Here is a 17,505-nt window from a genome sequence, read left to right on the forward strand (position 1 = left end):
AAAACCCATGTCCACTCAACATACGCTTGTCCTGCTTGCCCGAGGCGGATACGCCGCGCGCGGCGTTCTGTATCTGATCATCGGCATCTTCGCGCTGTTGGCAGCGCACGATTCCACCAAACCGAAAGACAGCCACAAGAGCCTTGAAGCATTGCTCAGCCAGCCGTTCGGCTACGTGCTGATCGGTGTTGTGGTCGCCGGCCTGCTGGCCTTCGCCGCCTGGCGTGCGCTGCAAGCGATCCGCGATGTCGACCACCACGGCACCGAGTTCAAAGGCCTGGTCATTCGCGCAGGTCTGCTCGCCGGCGGTCTGGTCAACGCGGCGCTGGCCTTCTTTGCCTTGGGCCTGTTGGTGAGTGGCCTCAGGAGTTCGGGGGGTTCCGGCGATGGCAAGACCAAGGATCTGCTCGCGCAGCTGCTGTCATTCGAGCACTCGAACCTGTTGATCTACCTGATTGCGCTGATCCCGCTGGGTGTCGGTATCGCCCACATCATCAAAGGCTGGAAGGCCACGTTCGAGAAATACTTCGAAGCGGATGACGAAGTGATGCGCTACGTGCGCCCGGTGTCGCGCTTTGGCCTGATCGCCCGAGGCGTGGTGTTTATCGAGATTGCAGTGTTGATGGCGGTCAGCGGCTCGGTTTACCAGGCAACCAATCCACCCGGCATGAAGGAAGCGCTGGATGCTTTGCAGAATCTGCCGGCAGGTGGCGTGCTGTTGATGCTGATGGCGTTGGGGCTGATAGCATTTTCGGTGTACAGCTTTTCCGAAGCGGCCTGGCGCCGGATCGAAATGGATGTGCCGCTGTAAGCGGCGATTCGAGGGGGCGTGTGCCCCCTCGACTGCTTCCCGTCAAGTAAACAGATCAACGCCCAACTGGAACGCTACCCATAGCGCCAGACCTGTAGCAAACATCAGCGCGATGTTTTCAAACAGGTTGTTGCGGTACTGCTTGTCCAGCAGCGATTTCTGGTTGGACATGATCAGCAAGCCCAGGGAAATCACCGGCAAACCAATGATGTTCAATGCGCTGACACCAATGGTCAGAGTCACGAAATCCGGCATGCCCGGCATCGACCAGATCAGCGGCGTGACCAGGATGAACAGCATGAACCACTTGTGCATCGGGTCATGATGGAACTCTTTGCCGTACTTCTCGCGACGCTCAGGGCGAACATGCTGGAAGGCATCGGTAATCAGCATCGGAAACGCCGTGGTCTTGCCTGAAATGCTGGCGAACAGCGTTGCGAACACGCCGATGAAGAACACGTACCAGCCGATCGGGCCGAAGAAGATTTCCAGCGCCTTGCCCAGATCGCCCAAGGTTTTCACCTCGATGCCGTTGGGACGGAGGATTTCCGCACCGACGATCCAGATCGCCAGGTTGATGATGATCCCGACGAACACCGCAAACAGCAGATCGTTACGCTGAATGCGCTTGTGCTGCGGCCCGGTCCAGCCTTTCTGGCGCATGACATAGGGGTGCACGAAGTTGGCGATCGAGCCGGCAACCGCGCCGATCACTGAAACCGCCACCAGCAACGCGCCATGCACGCCTTCGTCCGGTGGAATGCTGAAGCCGATGGTGCCTTTGATGATGCCGCTGACATCCGGACCGGACATCACTGCCAGGGCGATGAACGCCAGGGTCATGATCGCCAGCAGCAGCTTCATCACGCCTTCGATCATCGTGTAGATGTTGCGCCCGACCAGCATCCAGACCGCCAGCACCACCGCCACCGAGCACAGCAATGGCTGATCGATCTTGAACAGCATCGCCAGCGACTCCCCTGCCCCCTTGATCATGTAGGCGTTCATCAAGTGCCCCATCAACAGGGCATAAACCAGCATGAACCAGGCAAACACCGGGTTGAGCTGGGCGTAGCCCTGCAGGATGGTCATGCCCTGGTTATTGCACAGCTGGAACCGGGCAATGATGTTGACGATCAAGTATCTCAACAGCAAAGAGACCGCCAGCACCCACATCATGGCGTAGCCGTAGTTCGCACCGGCCACTGAAGACGTGATGAGATCGCCCGCACCGAGCCACGACAGCACGGCGATAATGCCGGGGCCGAGCAGTTTCAGCGTACGCAGGAACAGGTTTTGCGGTTTCGCAGCGGCCTGATGATCGAGTGGAGCCATGCTCGTCATAGGGGTATCTCCGTTATTGTTTTTGTGAGAGTTGTTGCACTGCGCACATTAGGTAGGATGTCGTACAACAACGCTAACGGGAGAGTATGTAGAAATGTGTCAAACCTCAATGACGACGACCCTCTCCGGTCATTTCTGCTGATCAACATCATCTAGAACAAGCATGTGAAATAAGCGTAGCGACGTTACAGGCCGACGAAATAGCCATTGATGGCCCAGCCAATCACTCATAGGATGACTGATCACAACAACAATAAGGCTGGGAATAATGAAAAGAACCCTCTTGATCGCTGCGCTCGCCTCCACATTGAGCGTGACGGCTAACGCCGCTACTTACGCTTACATCTCAAGCCCCGGCGACGGTCTGATCTCGCAATACCGCCTTGATCAGAGCAACGGCGCGCTCACCCTCATTGAACAAATCCAGGCCGGCGACCAGGTCAATCCCATGGCGCTCACCCCGGACGGCAAAGTGCTGTTTGCAGCGTTGCGGGTCAAGCCTTTCCAGGTTTTGGGCTATCAGATCGACTCCAAAAGCGGGCACCTGACAAAATTCACCCAAGCGCCCCTGGCAGAGAGCATGGCTTATCTGTCGACCGATCGAAAAGGTCGCTACCTGCTCGCCGCGTCCTACGGCGCCGATGCACTCAGCGTTCAAAAGATCGGCGAGGATCATCAGCCTTCCGCCAACATCCTGCGTTACCCGACCGGCCTGCACGCGCATTCGATTCGCACCGAGCCGAGCAATCGTTTTGCCTACGCCGGCAACCTGGGCACCGACAAGGTGCTGCAATATCGCCTGGATGCCGAGACTGGCGAGCTCAGCCCGATCGGCAGCGGCTCGGTCAGTGTTCCGGCGAAAACCGGGCCTCGGCACCTGGCGTTCTCGCCCAACGGCAAATTCCTTTACGTCGTCGGTGAAATGAGCGGCACCGTGACTGCGTTTTCAATCAACGACGCCAGCGGCGCGTTAACGCAAATCGCTGTGGCCAACGGCATTCCCGAACGCTTGCAACTGGCCCACGGCGAAGTCCGTGATGCGCGCAACAACGATTTGAAAGACGACCCGACCCCGCGCATCTGGGCTGCCGACCTACGCATGTCGCCGGATGGAAAACTGCTGCTGATGAGTGAGCGCACCAGCAGCAGCGTTTCGGCATTTGCCGTGGATCCGGCAACCGGAGGACTGAAGTTCCTCGATAACTACCCGGTGCAAGAACAACAACCACGCAATATCGCCTTCTCCCCCGATGGCCACTGGCTGCTGGTGACGGGCGAGAAAAGCGCCAAGGTCGGTACGTATGCGGTGAGCAAGGATGGCGCGCTGAAGCGTGTCGGTGAAGCGGCCTCCGGCAAAGGCGCATTGTGGATCGAGATACTGCAAACGCCTGACGCTTGAATATCTGCGGAGCAGCAACTGCTCCGCCGTTCTGCAACTAATCCCCCGCCGCTTCGGTCATTAGGTTTGCCGAGGTTGATACATTTACGCAGACCTCACTTTCAAGAGACTGCCCCCCGTGATCAGCCATCTCGATCGCCGCAACAACCGCTCGCTGGACAGTCTGAATTTCTTTCTCGCCGATGTCCGCGACGGCCTCGGGCCGTACCTCGCCATCTACTTGCTCGCCGTGCACCACTGGGACCCGGCGAGCATCGGCGTGGTCATGACCCTCGCCGGCATTGCCGCGCTGGTCACGCAGACGCCCGCTGGTGCGCTGGTTGACAGCAGCCGGGCGAAACGGGCGCTGGTCATCATCGCCGCGCTGTTGGTCACGGTGAGTTGTCTGCTCCTGCCGTTCATTTCGTCATTCAGTCTGGTGGCATTGACTCAAGCCTTGAGCGCGGCGGCAGCGTCAATTTTCGCCCCGGCGATTTCCGCGATCACCCTGGGCATCACCGGCCCGCGAGCATTCACCCGGCGTACCGGTCGCAACGAGACGTTCAACCACGCCGGCAACGCGTGCGCAGCGTTGTTGGCCGGTTTGTTTGCGTATCTGTTCGGTCCGGTGGCGGTGTTTTATCTGATGGCGGTCATGGCGCTGGCCAGTGTGATTGCCGTGCTGTTCGTTTCGGCCGAAGCGATAGATCACGACGTCGCGCGCGGTTTGCAGCCTGGCGATCAAAGCCATCAGCCGTCCGGATTCAAGGTACTGCTGAGCAATCGCCCGTTACTGATGTTTGCCCTGTGCTGCGCGCTGTTTCACTTGGCCAACGCGGCGATGCTGCCGCTGGTGAGCCAGAAACTCGCCCAAGCCAACTTGCACATGGCCACACCGCTGACGTCGGCGTGCATCGTCGCCGCGCAACTGGTGATGGTGCCGATGGCGCTGCTGGCCGGCGCGAAAGCGGATGTCTGGGGGCGCAAACCGTTATTGCTGGCGGGTTTTCTGATCCTGCCGCTGCGTGGCTTGCTCTACACCTTCTCGGATGATCCGTACTGGCTGGTCGCCGTGCAGCTGCTCGACGGCGTCGGCGCTGGGCTGTTCGGCGCGCTGTTCCCGGTGATGGTCAAGGATCTGACCCTCGGCTCCGGGCATTTCAATGTCAGCCTCGGCGCGCTGACCACAGCGTTTGGTCTGGGCGCGGCGCTGAGCAATGGGCTGGCCGGATTTGTCGTCGAGGCCGCCGGTTACAGCGCGGCATTCCTGACTCTCGCCGGAGTTGCAGCGGCAGCATTCCTGCTGCTGTTGATCGCTGTTCCGGAAACGCTGCAGCGGACTGAAAAGTTCGATTCCGCTGCACTGCTCAGCCAAAACTGATCGGTTTGTATCAGCATGTAGCTTTTGCCGACACAGATACATACGCATGCGAAGTTCGGCCGTGCGCACACACAACTGACACATTTAGCGCGCTAAATACCACTGTCGCTTCAATTCCTACCTTAACCAATCGACAGGACATCACCATGAACAAAGTCTTCGCTACCCTCGCCCTCACCGCTGCCATGTTCGGCGCCACCGCTGCGTTCGCCGCGCCGGTCAAACCTACCGTGGTGCTGGTACACGGCGCATTCGCCGATTCGAGCAGCTGGAACGGCGTGGTCAAGATTCTCGAGAAGGATGGCTATCCGGTGATCGCTGCGGCCAACCCGCTGCGCTCGGTCAAGAGTGATGCGCAATCGGTGGCGGATGTGCTGGCCAGCGTGAAAACTCCGGTGGTCCTGGTCGGCCACTCTTACGGTGGCCCGGTGATCAGCGAAGCCGCTTACGGCAATGCCAATGTCAAAGCGCTGGTGTACGTCGCCGCGTTCGCCCCGGAAAAGGGTGAAACCGCAGCCGAATTGTCCGGCCGCTTCCCTGGCAGCACCCTTGGCCCGACCCTGTCGGCCCCGGTTGAGCTGGCCGATGGTGGCAAGGATTTGTACATTCAGCAGGACAAATTCCATGAGCAGTTCGCAGCTGATGTTTCCCCGGCAGATGCGAAGTTGATGGCCGCCACCCAGCGCCCGGTGACCGTCGCCGCGCTCAACGAAGCCGCCACCGAGCCTGCATGGAAAACCGTGCCGTCGTACTTCGTCTACGGTGACCAGGACAAGAACATCCCGGCGCAAGCCCTGGCGTTCATGGCCGAGCGCGCGCACTCCAAGCAGACCGTCGTGGTCAAAGGCGCGTCGCACGTGGTGATGGTGTCCAACCCGAAAGCCGTTGCCAGCCTGATCGAAACCGCTGCGACCGGGAAGTGATCCATTGCTGAGTTGAACCTTGAAGCCTTAGCCGTGAACCCTGTTCACGGCTTTCAGCGCTGGATGATGTTGTAGACGTTCGCTGAGGAAATCGACAAACGTGCGCACCTTCGCCGGTACGCGCGGATGTTTCAGATAGACCAGTTGCACCGGTAACGCCGGTGGCTCAAAGGCCTGCAACACCAATTCCAGTTCACCGGCCGCAACCTGGCTGGCGACTTGATAAGACAGCACCCGGGTAATGCCCCAACCGGAACTGGCGATGTTGATTGCCGCCTGATTCGCGGTGACCACCAGACGCGGTTCGAAGCGAAAGCTCAACGGCCCGTCGGCATGGGCGAATTGCCAATCGCTGAGCAAATGACTGGCGGACGACATGACGATATTGGCGCGGCTCAACTCGTTCGGATGTTGCGGTCGGCCATAGCGGGCGAAGTAATCCGGCGTGCCGCAGATGACCTGCCGGACCTCGCCGACCTTGATTGCATGCTGATTGTTCTCGTGCAAATGGCCGATGCGCACGGCGACATCGATACCCTCTTCCGCCATGTTCACCACGCGATCGACCAGCAACGCCTTCAGATGCACTGAAGGAAACGCGTCGACGTATTGCGCCAGCAACGGCGCGATGAACAGCTCGCCAAACAACACCGACGCGGTCACGCTCAAGTGCCCGCACGGCACCCGATAACTGCCGGCGGCCGCCTCTTCGGCTTCGTCGACGTCGCACAGAATTCTTCGGCAATCGTCCAGATAACGATGCCCGGCTTCGGTCAGGTGCAGGCTGCGCGTGGTGCGCGACAACAGGCGCGTGCCGATGCGTTGTTCCAGCGCCGCAATGGCGCGGGTGACGCTGGGGGGCGAGGTGTTCAAACGCCGGGCCGCCGCCGCAAAGCCACCCTCCTCGGCCACGGCCAGGAACATGCGCATTTCCTGAAAACGATCCATAGGCGGGAACCTGTAAAAAACCTCGAAAACACAGTGAAATCATGTGGGAGCGAGCCTGCTCGCGAAGGCATTCTGTCAGTCAACATCACCGTTGAATGACACACCGCTTTCGCGAGCAGGCTCGCTCCCACAGGGGATGTGCATCGTTGTGAGTCAAGCTGTTTGCAGGCCCACCGCTGTGCGCTGCATGCCGACGAATTTCGGCAGCGCCTCGACCCGCGCCAGCCACGCCCGCACATTCGGATAATCCTCCAGCGAGACGTTGCCTTCCGGCGCGTGGGCGACGTAAGTGTAGGCGGCCACATCGGCAACGGTTGCCTTGTCGCCGGCAAGGAATGCGCTGTTGGCCAACTCGTCCTCCATCACCTGCAACAACGCATGGGAACGCTTGATCGCATCAGCCGCGTCGTAACCGGCGCCGAATACAGTGATCAAGCGCGCCGTGGCCGGGCCGGAGCTGATCTGCCCGGCGGCCACCGATAACCAGCGCTGCACCTTGGCTTGCTCGACCGGATCGCTCGGCAGCCACTGGCCGTTGCCGTATTTGCTCGCCAGATAAACCAGAATGCCGTTGGAATCCGCGAGCACCGTGCCGTTGTCATCAATCACCGGCACCTGGCCGAAACGGTTGAGGGCGAGGAATTCAGGGGTTTTGTGGGCGCCCTTCATCAGGTCGACGAACACCAGTTCGGTCGGCACATCCAGCAGGGACAACATCAACTCGACGCGATGCGAGTGGCCGGACAACGGATGGCGGTACAGTTTGACGGCTGACTGGGACATGACGTGCTCCTGGATTATTTGAGGTCGACCCGCTGATCGTGTCGATGGGGCTCATCCTGCTCCCCTGCCGCAAATCGCGGAATCCTCAGCAAATACAATCGAGCATTTCAGCCAGTGAAATAATCACCCGCCTCCTTAGGCGCGCGCAGGGATCATTTCACCGAGTGAAACAGTGGATTGCAGTTTCTGGCCATTCCCTCGCAACCGGCCGAGGGCGAACATGAGCCCACTTGAGCTTCAGCCCCTGGCGGCTCACCGGCCCGTTTGTACCCGAGGAGAATCGAAATGGACACAGCGTCGAAACCGCAGCCCTCGCCCTGGCATGAAGGTGAGCTGACCCTGCAACGTGCCGTCGGCGCGGTGGAGATGATGGTCGGTGTCGGCCAGCGGCAACTGGCCCGCGACTGGATGCCGGACCAGCACCGCGAGTTCTATGCGCAACTGCCCTTTGTCGTACTCGGCGCTGTCGACAGCCAGGGCGATCCGTGGGCGACGCTGCGCACCGGTCAACCGGGGTTCATGGATTCGCCGTCACCACAGGTTCTGAAGATCAAACTCGACGCGCAGCCCAACGACCCGGCCAATCAAGGCCTGCAACCCGGCGATGCGATCGGCATGCTCGGCATCGAGCTGCACACCCGTCGGCGCAATCGCATGAATGGCAATATCAGCCGCCGCGAGGACGACAGCCTCGAGATCAGCGTGACCCAGGCTTACGGCAACTGCCCGCGCTATATCAACCTGCGCCATTACGCCTTCGTCGATGAGACCACCGACAACGCGCTCGACTTGCCGGTCAGCGAACCCTTGGTGCGCGACATGATCACCGCCGCTGACTCGTTCTACGTGGCCACTTACGTGGTGCGCGACGGTGAGCGCCAAGTCGATGTGTCCCATCGCGGCGGCAAATCCGGTTTCGTGCATATGGACGAAGACGGCACCCTGACCATCCCGGATTTCTCCGGCAATCTGTTCTTCAACACCCTGGGCAACATCCTGCTCAACCCGCGCGCCGGGCTGACCTTCATCGATTTTGAAAGCGGCGATCTGTTGCAGATGACCGGCAGCGCGGAAGTGCTGCTCGACGATCCGCAAATCGCCGCGTTTCAAGGCGCCGAGCGCCTGTGGCGCTTCAAGCCGCAGCGCATCGTTTACCGTCAGGCCGCGCTGCCACTGCGCTGGGCCGAGCAACCGGAAGGCGATTCACCCAATTCGCAAATGACCGGCAGCTGGGAACAGACCCGCGAGCGTTTGCAGGCCGAGGCGCTGCGCAATCAATGGCGCGCGCTGCACGTCACGCGGGTGGTCGATGAGAGTCCGCAGATCCGTTCTTTTTACCTGCAAGCCAACGATGGCTTCGGCCTGCCGCGCTTCGAACCGGGCCAGCACTTGCCGATCAAGGTCTTGCTCGACGGTCAGGATGCCGCGTCGATCCGCACCTACAGCGTGTCCAGCGCGCCGTCGGACGAGTTCCTGCGCATCAGCGTCAAACGCGACGGCTCGGTGTCTTCGCATCTGCATGATCGGGTTCAGGCATTGGACTTGATCGAAGCCCGCGCGCCGCAAGGCGATTTCACCGTCGACGCCACCGAACGCCGGCCACTGGTGCTGTTGGCCGCAGGGGTTGGGGTAACGCCGCTGCTGTCGATGCTGCGCGAGGTGGTCTATCAGGGCAGACGCATCAGCCGCATGCGCCCGACCTGGGTGGTGCAAAGCAGTCGCACCGTCGAGGATCTGGCCTTTCGCGAAGAAGTCGACGCCTTGGCTGCGCGCGCCGGTGACAAGGTCAAGGTGCTGCGCGTGGTCAGCCAGCCGCCGCTGGAAGCAACAGCGCAGGGTTACGATCATGCCGGGCGCATCGACATTGCCTTGCTGAAGAGCCTGCTGCCGCTGGATGACTACGATTTCTACCTGTGCGGCCCGGGCAGTTTTACCCAGGCGCTGTACGACGGCCTGCGCAAAATGCGTATTCCCGACGATCGCATCCACGCCGAAACCTTCGGCCCGTCGACGCTGATCCGCGATGTCGAAATCAGTACCCCGGCGCCGCCGCAGGTGCCGGTCGCCGAAGAACCGGTCAAGGTGTTGTTCGCCACGTCCGGCAAGGAAGCACGCTGGGAACCGGGCAGCGGCACCTTGCTGGAACTGGCCGAGGCGCGTGGCTTGAATCCGGAGTTCAGCTGTCGCGGCGGCTCGTGCGGCACCTGCAAAACCCGCCTTACCAGCGGCCAGGTGCATTACCTCACCCCGCCGGCCATGCGCCTGGCGGACGACGAAGTGCTGATCTGCTGCGCCGCCCCGGCGCAGGGCAGCGAAACCCTGGTGCTGGACGTTTGAATGTTGAGGAGGTGCGCCATGAAGCCGTATGCAGAAACCAACGTGGTTTGGCCGCAAGAGAACACCGGACTGTCCGCCAGTGAATGCGAACGCAGTTATTTACTGCCGCAACTGATGGGCTCGCTCGCCGGTGAAACCTGCGCGTTGACGGGCTCATTCAATCAACGTGAGCATCTGCCTTCAAGCCCGAACGGCTGGTTTTCCCGCGGGCTCAAGGCGTTGTTTGCTTAGGCTTTGCTGACAGCCGCCACCCTGCCCGCCGGCCGGTGCTGGCGGCTGGTGACCAGGCCAATGAACGAGATCAGCAGCGCCAGGCCAATGGTCGAGGTCACTTCCAGGCGATGTTCAGGGGTGATCATCATCACTGCCAACGCCGCGCAGATGAAGGCAATAACCAGCCAGGTGAGCCAGGGAAACAGCCACATGCGCAAGGTCATTTCGACCTTTTCCCGTTCCAGTCGGCGGCGCATGCGCAACTGCGAAATGGCGATCACCAGATACACCAGCAAGGCAATTGCGCCGGAGCTGGCGAGCAGGAACTGGAACAGCCCGGCCGGCATGAAATAGCTGAGTAACGTCACGCCTGCGCCGATCACCGTGCTGGCAATGACCGCCGCGCGTGGCACGCCGGCCGCCGAAGTCACCTTCAATGCCGGCGGCGCATCGCCGCGTCGGCCCAGCGAATAGAGCATGCGCGAGGAAATGTAGATCGACGAGTTCATGCAACTGGCCACCGCGATCAACACCACCACGTCAACAAAGAATTTAGCGTTGGGGATGTTCATCAGTTCCAGTGCGCGCTGGTAGGAACCGACCGAGGCGAGTTGCGGGTCGTTCCACGGCACCACGGAAATCACCACGAAGATCGACAGCAGATAGAAAATGCCGATGCGCCAGATCACCGAGCGCGTGGCCTTGGCGATGTTCTGCGCCGGATTGTTCGATTCCGCAGCGGCGATGGTCACCGCTTCGGTGCCGATGAAACTGAACATGATGGTGATGAACGCGCCGACCACCGCCGACATACCGTTCGGCGCAAAGCCGCCGTGCTCGGCCATCAGCGTGCTCAAGCCACTGGCTTCACGCTCGGGAATCCAGCCCATCAGCACCGCAAAACCCAGGCCGATGAAACCGATGATCGCGATGACCTTGGCCATGGCGAACCAAAATTCGAACTCGCCGTATTTCGACACGCTGAACAGGTTGGTGATCACCAGCAGCACGATCGACAGCAAGGCGAACAACCACGCATCGACCTGGGGAAACCACTGGTTGAGCACGTGCCCGGCGGCCAGCGCTTCGATCGGAATCACCAGCACCCAGAACCACCAGTAGAGCCAGCCGATGGTGAAGCCGGCCCAGCGGCCAATGGCTTGATCGGCGTAGGTGGAAAACGAGCCGGTGTCGGGATGCGCCACGGCCATTTCGCCGAGCATGCGCATGACCAGCACGACCAGCAGACCGGAGAACAGATAAGCGAGCAGCACCGCAGGTCCTGCGGCGGCGATGGCGTGGCCTGAGCCAACGAAAAGTCCTGCGCCGATGATGCCGGCAATGGAAAGCATGGTGACGTGACGCGGTTTGAAACCTTGCGCCAACTGACCGTTGGAGTCCTTGGGGTTCAGGCTAGTCATGGGTTCTTATTGTTCTCATGATCGACGTTTGGGCCACTGACTGAGCGTCAGGCGATCATCATTTCCGGTGTCGGCATCAGGCGAAAGCTGCGACGCAGACGCTTTGCCGACGAAATGATGCTTCACCTTACGTGGCCCGACCGCCGCACAACTAGCCTGAGTGCGGCATGCCGATGTCTGATTTCGACATGCCACTCTCAGGCCAGCATGGGTCGGCGGCAACCGCTGCGGCGATTTACAGCGTGTAGGAAATCCCCACCTGCACGGTTCGCGGCGCCCCCGGGTAGGCGTAAACGTTGCCGAAGGCGCCTTCTTCGTAGTCGCGATCAAAGATGTTTTTCACATCGAGATTGAGGCGCACTTTGTCGTTCACCTTGTAGAAGCTCAGCAGGTCGACCACGGTGTAACTGCCCATGGAAAACGCGGTGTTGGCGGTCTGCCCGGCGCGCTCGTCGACGTATTTCAGGCCGGTGCCAAGGCCAAGGCCTTTGAGCGTGCCGTCCTGGAATTCGTACATATTGAGCAGGCTGAAGCTGTTCTTCGGGATGTTCAGCAGGCGCGTGCCGGAGCGCAGCGTGTTGTCCTTGGTCACCTCGGCGTCGACGTAAGCGTAACCGCCGACCACTCGCCACTCCGGGGTGAGGTTGCCGGTGACGTTGACGTCGAAACCACGGCTGCGTACTTCACCGGCGGCGACGCTGAAGGTCGAATCCACCGGGTCGGTGGTCAGCACGTTGCGTTTTTCGATCTGGTAGATCGCCGCGTCGACGCTCAACTGCTGATCCAGCGCTTCCCACTTCACGCCCATCTCGTAGGACTTGCCTTTCTCCGGGGCGAAACCGCCGCCTTCGCGGCTGGCGCCGGTGTTGGGCTTGAACGAGCGCGCGGTGTTGGCGTACACCGCCAGGGTTTCGGTCAAATCGTAGGTCACGCCGATACGCGGGGTGACGGCATTGTCGCTGGCCTGCCAGCTCTTGCCGCCCGGCACGTAGGTTTCATAGTCGTGCTCAAAGCGCTCGAAACGCGCGCCGGCCAGGACTTTGAGCTTGTCGGTCAGGGCGACCTGATCCTGCACGAACGCGGCGTAGGTCTTGAGGTTTTCTTTGTCGTGGGTCGGTGTGCGGGTCAGCGCCGGGCGTGGTTGGCCGTAAACCGGATTGAAGATGTCGATCGGGTAGGCACTGACCGCGCCGCTGGAGCGCTGGATGATCGACTTGTAGTCGTAATCTTCGTACTCGATGCCGGTGAGCAAGGTGTGCTGCAGACCGCCAGTGTCGAAATGCCCGGTGAGGTTGAGCTGGGTGTCCTTGTCGGTCCATTCCAGCTTGCGGTAGTTGAAGTTGCGCCCCAGCGTGCGGCCGTCAGCGGCAATGCCGTTGGCCTCGATCGCGTTGCCCTTGAGCGAGCCGTCGAGCCACTGGAAACCTCCGCCCAAGGTCCAGTCGTCGTTGAGCATGTGCTCGAAACGCAACTGCGCCATGTTGTTGTCGTTGTGCAGCTTGCCGACGTCCTTCTCGCCAAAGAAGGTATCGCGCGAGGCAGTGCCGATCTGCGCCGGGTAGCGCGTCACGCCGCGATCGAGCGGCGCGTTGTTGCGCATGAAATCGCCTTCGAAAATCAGCTTGGTCGCGTCGGTGGCCTGCCAGGTCAGTACCGGCGTGATGCCGTAGCGCTCGTTCTCGACATGATCGCGGAAGGTGTCACCGCCCTCGCCCACCACATTCAAGCGATAGGCCAAACGCCCTTCTTCATCGAGTGGCCCGGAAGCGTCGAGGGTGCCGCGCTTCATGCCTTGGTCATTCAACTGACTGCCCAAGGTGACGGTGCGCTCGGGCAATGGCTGTTTCGACACTACGTTGAAGGTACCGCCGGGATCGCCACGGCCATAGAGCATGGTCGCCGGACCGCGCAGCACTTCCAGACGCTCGATGGTATTGGCGTCAGGCATGTTCGGGTAGCCACGGTTGATCGGGAAACCGTTGCGGTAGAACTCACCGGTGGTAAAACCGCGCACGGTGAAGGTGGTCAGGCCCTGCCCCCCGAAATTGTTCGCCCGACCGACGCCACCGGCGTAATCCAGCGCATCCTGCAAACGCGTCGCGCCGAGGTCTTCGACGGCATCCTTGGTCACCACGCTGATCGACTGCGGGGTTTCATGAATCGAAGTGTCGGTGCGCGTGGCGCTGGCCGAACGCGTCGCGCGGTAGCCTTGCACCGGGCCGTCTGCCCTTTCGTAATCCGCTGTGCCGACCACATCGGTGGCTTCCAGCTCAAGCGTTGAAGAAGTCGGTTCGGCTGACTCAGCCCACGAGGAAGAAGACAACGCCTGCAGCACACAAATGGAAAGCAGAGTTCGACGCATGAGGTGAAAACCTTTACGAATAGGCCAGAACGAAGGGCAAAACCGCCAATAAAACGCGGCGCATGGTATACGGTCGCATTAGTAATTGAAACGTATTCCTATTTGTCATGTTGATCAGGATTGGTGAGCGGGATTCATCACTCCATCCTGAAACCGCGCATTATCAGCAGCGCGTCGATGGCCTAGGCTCGTAGAGATCCGACGTCAATCGATGGCTGCGCCGCGCTACGTGGGCGCCGCCAGCCTGTCTGAAAGGAATTTGCAGATGAAATTCGACACCCCGGCCGGCTCCAATCCGATCGACCAGCTGAACGTCATCGGCCAACCTGCCGACCGCATCGACGGCAAGCTGAAAACCACCGGCACCGCCCCCTATGCCTACGAGCAAAACGCAGCGGTGCCGGACGCCGCCTATGGCTATATCGTCGGCGCCGGGATCGGCAAGGGGCGCATTGCCTCGATCGATTCGACGCAAGCGCGGGAGGCGTCCGGGGTGATTGCCATAGTCACTTACGAAAACGCCGGGCCATTGGCCAAAGGCGAGTTTTACGTAGCCAGGGCCTTGGCCGGGCCGCAGGTCGATCACTATCACCAGGCCGTGGCGATTGTCGTCGCGGACACCTTCGAACAGGCCCGCGCGGCCGCCGGCTTGCTCGACATCCGCTACGTGGCCGAACCAGGTTCCTTCGATCTGGCGGCTGCGAAAGACTCCGCAACCCCACCGCCACCGGCCGGCTTCGGCCCGCCGCCGCAGACCAGCGTCGGTGACTTCGAAGGCGCCTTCAACGCTGCGCCCGTGCAAGTCGATCAGCACTACAGCACGCCTGACCAGGCCCACGCGATGATGGAACCGCACGCAACCATTGCCCGCTGGAGCGGCACGCAGTTGACCTTGTGGACATCGATCCAACAGATCAACTGGGGCGTGCGCGATCTGGCGAAAACCCTCGGCATCGCCAAGGAAGATGTGCGCCTGATCTCACCGTATATCGGCGGTGGTTTCGGCGGTAAGGGCACGATTCTTTGCGACGCAGTGTTGGCATCCCTGGCCGCTCGACATGCCGGGCGACCGGTGAAAGTCGCGCTGCCGCGGCCGCTGATGTTCAACAACCTGACCCATCGTCCGGCGACGCTTCAGCGCCTGCGCATCGGTGCCAACCATGACGGCGTGATCACGGCGATCGGCCACGAGAGCTGGTCGGGCAATCTGCGCGGCGGACGCGCCGAAGCGGCTACCGCGTCAACCCGCTTGCTTTACGCCGGAGCCAATCGCATGACCCGTTTGAATCTCGCCGTGCTCGATCTCGCCGAGGGTTCGGCGATGCGCGCGCCGGGCGAGGCACCGGGGATGATGGCGCTGGAAATCGCCATGGATGAACTGGCCGAAAAGCTGCAGATGGATCCGCTGCAGTTGCGCATCCTCAACGACTCGCAGGTCGATCCGGAGCAACCGGCGCGGCCGTTCTCCAAACGACAGTTGGTGGAATGCCTGAACACTGGCGCCGAACGCTTTGGCTGGCGTCAGCGCAACCCTCAACCCGGTCAGCGCCGTGAGGGCGGTTGGCTGATCGGCATCGGGCTGGCCTCGGCGATTCGCGGCGCACCGACGACCGCTTCGGCGGCGCGGGTGCGTCTCGATCGTCAAGGCGTCATCACCGTGGAAACCGACATGACCGACATCGGCACCGGCAGTTACACCATCATCGCCCAGACCGCTGCCGAAATGATGGGCGTGCCGCTGGACCGTGTCGTGGTGCACTTGGGCGATTCGCGGTTTCCGGAATCGTCGGGCTCCGGCGGCCAGTGGGGCGCCGCCTCCTCCACTGCCGGCGTGTATGCCGCGTGCGTGAAACTGCGTGAGGCCGCCGCTCGCGCCGTCGGGATTGACCCGCAGCAAGCCGAGTTTGTCGACGGGCAAATTCGCGCAGGCTCGCAGCAGGTTGGCTTGGCTCAGGCCGCAGCCAATGGCGAGCTGACGGGCGAGGACCGCATGGAATACGGTGACCTTGCCCAGCGCTTCGCCCAGCAGACCTTCGGCGCGCATTTCGCCGAGGTCGCGGTCAATGCGGCGACCGGCGAAATTCGCCTGCGTCGGCAACTGGCCGTGTGCGCCGCCGGGCGCATCCTCAACCCGAAAACTGCGCGCAGCCAGATCATCGGCGGCATGACCATGGGCGCCGGCGCGGCATTGATGGAAGAGCTGGCGGTGGATCATCGAATCGGTTTTTTCGTCAATCACGATCTGGCCGGATACGAGGTGCCGGTGCACGCCGACATTCCCCATCAGGAAGTGATCTTTCTCGATGAAGTCGACCCGTATGCCACCCCGCTGAAGGCCAAAGGCGTTGGCGAGTTGGGTATCAGCGGCGCGGCGGCGGCGATCGCCAATGCGATCTATAACGCTTGCGGCGTGCGGGTGCGCGATTATCCGATTACGCTGGATAAACTCATCGGCGAGTTGTCCTACCCGGTCTGAGACTGGATCACGCAGGATATCGCCCATGTACCCCACCACCCCCGATGGCCGCTATTTTGTGGTCAAGCAACAGCTATGGCGTTGCAGCAATCCATCGCTGCCAGCCGCCGAGCGTGAGGCATTTGTAGCCGAACTCATGTCAGCGCGGCGTGCGGTCAAAGAGGCGAAACGAGCGGAGGATGCACAGGCGTTGAAGTCAGCGAGAGCTCGCGTCAACGACGCCAAAGTCGCGCTGGGTGAGCGCGGGCCGGTGTGGTGGGATGACGGCAGCCCGGATTTCAACCGTTTCAAAGTGAGCAATACACCGTATGCGCAGTGGTTTGCCCAACTGCCTGAAGAGGACAGCAGTTCTGCCTGAGTTTTGAATGGCCTGCTGATCTCCAATCCCACCAATCAACACAGATCTCCTGTGGGAGCGAGCCTGCTCGCGAAGGCGTTGGGTCAGGCGATGAAGATGTTGAATGTGCCGCCGTCTTCGCGAGCAGGCTCGCTCCTACAAGGGATCTGCGGCGAGGCTCAGACTTGCAACAACTGCCGGGTCATCGCCATTGAGGTCTCCAGCGACTGCCCGGTGCGCTGCAGTTTGTTCAGCAGACTCGCGCCGAGCCAGAGCTGATACAGCGTCTCCGCCAACTTCCGCGCATCGCCCTCCGGCAGGCTTTTGTCGGTCTGGCCTTGTTCGATGCACTCGGTGATGCGCGCGACGATGCGTTCGGCGCCGTCGCGCAGGGTCAGGCGCATTGATTCGGACAGGTCGGCGACTTCGGCGCTGAGTTTCACCACCAGGCATTCATCGCCGTGGCCTTCGAGGGTGCAGCGGTTCTGCCAGCCCTGCCAGTAATCCATCAAACGCTCGAAAGCAGTCAGCCCCGGCAGCGTCAAGCGGCGCTCCATGTCGGCGAGGTAGTCGACGAAGTAATCCTCGAGCAGCGCCTGGCCGTACAACTCCTTGGATTTGAAGTAGTGATAAAACGAGCCCTTGGGCACGCCGGCGGTCTGCAGGATCTCGTTGAGGCCGACGCTGGTGAAGCCCTTCTCGGCCATCATCCGGTGGCCGGTGTCGAGCAAGTGTTGGCGGGTGTCGTCAAAGGTCGGCTTCATGGTGCGCAAAATTCCAGACAATAGACC

14 protein-coding genes are annotated in these 17,505 nt (G+C 61.2%); 8 read left to right on the top strand and 6 right to left on the bottom strand.

The features are described from left to right. The first annotated feature begins 7 nt into the window (after positions 1–7). Complete coding sequence (locus AC0IXA_RS01820; RefSeq protein WP_110600551.1) at positions 8–811, top strand: DUF1206 domain-containing protein; 804 nt, start codon at positions 8–10, stop codon at positions 809–811. A 42-nt stretch (positions 812–853) separates the two neighbouring features. On the opposite strand, the gene AC0IXA_RS01825 is transcribed toward AC0IXA_RS01820, so the two are convergent. Next, positions 854–2,146 (bottom strand): Nramp family divalent metal transporter, encoded by a 1,293-nt coding sequence (locus AC0IXA_RS01825; protein WP_371699886.1) that lies wholly within the window; start codon positions 2,144–2,146, stop codon positions 854–856. A gap of 274 nt (positions 2,147–2,420) precedes the next feature. Here AC0IXA_RS01825 and AC0IXA_RS01830 point away from each other — a divergent pair, with 274 nt between their 5' ends. From AC0IXA_RS01830 to AC0IXA_RS01840, 3 genes are all read left to right on the top strand, one after another. Then, entirely contained in the window at positions 2,421–3,554 is a 1,134-nt protein-coding gene (locus AC0IXA_RS01830) for a lactonase family protein (RefSeq protein ID WP_471811622.1), read from the top strand. A gap of 118 nt (positions 3,555–3,672) precedes the next feature. After that, entirely contained in the window at positions 3,673–4,914 is a 1,242-nt protein-coding gene (locus AC0IXA_RS01835; protein WP_471811389.1) for an MFS transporter, read from the top strand. 146 nt (positions 4,915–5,060) lie between these two features. After that, positions 5,061–5,837, top strand: a complete 777-nt coding sequence (locus tag AC0IXA_RS01840) for an alpha/beta fold hydrolase (protein ID WP_122880600.1) — start codon at positions 5,061–5,063, stop codon at positions 5,835–5,837. A 27-nt stretch (positions 5,838–5,864) separates the two neighbouring features. Here AC0IXA_RS01840 and AC0IXA_RS01845 read toward each other — a convergent pair whose 3' ends face one another. After that, positions 5,865–6,785, bottom strand: coding sequence for a LysR family transcriptional regulator (locus AC0IXA_RS01845; protein WP_016774781.1), 921 nt, complete (start codon positions 6,783–6,785; stop codon positions 5,865–5,867). Between the two features lie 153 nt (positions 6,786–6,938). Next, positions 6,939–7,568, bottom strand: a complete 630-nt coding sequence (locus tag AC0IXA_RS01850; protein WP_024013009.1) for a glutathione S-transferase family protein — start codon at positions 7,566–7,568, stop codon at positions 6,939–6,941. Between the two features lie 285 nt (positions 7,569–7,853). Between AC0IXA_RS01850 and AC0IXA_RS01855 the strand changes: the two genes are divergently transcribed. Next, a complete protein-coding gene (locus tag AC0IXA_RS01855; RefSeq protein WP_471811392.1) occupies positions 7,854–9,905 on the top strand; it encodes a 2Fe-2S iron-sulfur cluster-binding protein in 2,052 nt (683 codons plus the stop codon). An 18-nt stretch (positions 9,906–9,923) separates the two neighbouring features. Next, positions 9,924–10,136, top strand: coding sequence for a hypothetical protein (locus AC0IXA_RS01860; RefSeq protein ID WP_471811394.1), 213 nt, complete (start codon positions 9,924–9,926; stop codon positions 10,134–10,136). Here the strand turns inward: AC0IXA_RS01860 and gabP are convergent. Both gabP and AC0IXA_RS01870 read right to left on the bottom strand, forming a co-directional pair. Beyond that, the gene (gene gabP, locus AC0IXA_RS01865; RefSeq protein ID WP_471811396.1) at positions 10,133–11,539 is read right to left on the bottom strand and encodes a GABA permease; all 1,407 of its coding nucleotides are present in this window, start codon (positions 11,537–11,539) and stop codon (positions 10,133–10,135) included. The genes AC0IXA_RS01860 and gabP overlap by 4 nt on opposite strands. A 235-nt stretch (positions 11,540–11,774) precedes the next feature. After that, positions 11,775–13,901, bottom strand: coding sequence for a TonB-dependent siderophore receptor (locus tag AC0IXA_RS01870; RefSeq protein WP_457263100.1), 2,127 nt, complete (start codon positions 13,899–13,901; stop codon positions 11,775–11,777). A gap of 265 nt (positions 13,902–14,166) precedes the next feature. On the opposite strand from AC0IXA_RS01870, the gene paoC reads away from it, so the two are divergent. Both paoC and AC0IXA_RS01880 read left to right on the top strand, forming a co-directional pair. Continuing rightward, positions 14,167–16,377: an aldehyde oxidoreductase molybdenum-binding subunit PaoC gene (gene paoC, locus AC0IXA_RS01875; protein WP_471811398.1), complete on the top strand. Its 2,211-nt coding sequence runs from the start codon at positions 14,167–14,169 to the stop codon at positions 16,375–16,377. Between the two features lie 25 nt (positions 16,378–16,402). Continuing rightward, positions 16,403–16,735, top strand: a complete 333-nt coding sequence (locus tag AC0IXA_RS01880) for a hypothetical protein (RefSeq protein ID WP_460095364.1) — start codon at positions 16,403–16,405, stop codon at positions 16,733–16,735. 158 nt (positions 16,736–16,893) lie between these two features. Here AC0IXA_RS01880 and AC0IXA_RS01885 read toward each other — a convergent pair whose 3' ends face one another. After that, the gene (locus tag AC0IXA_RS01885) at positions 16,894–17,478 is read right to left on the bottom strand and encodes a TetR/AcrR family transcriptional regulator (protein WP_016770670.1); all 585 of its coding nucleotides are present in this window, start codon (positions 17,476–17,478) and stop codon (positions 16,894–16,896) included. Positions 17,479–17,505 lie beyond the last annotated feature (27 nt).

This window comes from Pseudomonas sp. AC083, from assembly GCF_979253165.1.